The sequence below is a fragment of the Kitasatospora saccharophila genome (genome assembly GCF_039529925.1).
In the GTDB taxonomy this organism is placed as follows: Bacteria; Actinomycetota; Actinomycetes; order Streptomycetales; family Streptomycetaceae; genus Kitasatospora; species Kitasatospora saccharophila.
Genome location: NZ_BAAANS010000184.1, coordinates 1 through 599, shown reverse-complemented (window position 1 = coordinate 599; position 599 = coordinate 1). Strand labels below are relative to the sequence as shown.

Below are 599 nucleotides of genomic sequence, written 5' to 3'. Positions count from 1 at the left end.
GCCTTGCGCCGGCTGCCGAGGAAGGCGGCGAGTTCGGCGATGCCGGTGCCCTCCAGCGAGTTGGTGAGGATGACGGGCTTGCCCTCGCGGACCCGGTGGGCGTCGGCCTCCATCACCGCGAGGTCGGTGCGCACGTACCGGGCGATGTCGATCTTGTTGATGACGAGCAGGTCGGACTCGGTGATGCCGGGGCCGCGCTTGCGGGGCATCTTCTCGCCCTCGGCGGTGTCCAGCACGAACACGAACACGTCGGCCAGGACGGGGCTGAAGGTGAGGGTGAGGTTGTCGCCGCCGGACTCGTACAGCAGGGTGTCGACCTCGGGGAAGCGCTCCAGGAGTTCGGCCCCGGCGGCCAGGTTCATCGTCGGGTCGTCGCGGACGGCGGTGTGCGGACAGGCGCCGGTCTCCACGCCGACCACCAGCTCGGGGTCCAGGACCCCGGCCAGGGTGCGGCGCACGTGCTGGGCGTCCTCCTGGGTGTAGATGTCGTTGGTGATCACCGCCGGGCGGTGGCCGCGGGCGATCAGCTCCGGCACCAGCGCCTCGATCAGCGCGGTCTTGCCGGAGCCCACCGGCCCGCCGATGCCGATCCGCAGGAC

1 protein-coding gene is annotated in these 599 nt (G+C 71.5%); it reads right to left on the bottom strand.

The window, feature by feature from the left end; all coding sequences use genetic code 11:
* Positions 1-599: urease accessory protein UreG (gene ureG / locus ABD345_RS40085; protein WP_344559780.1), on the bottom strand; the 599-nt coding region annotated here is incomplete at both ends.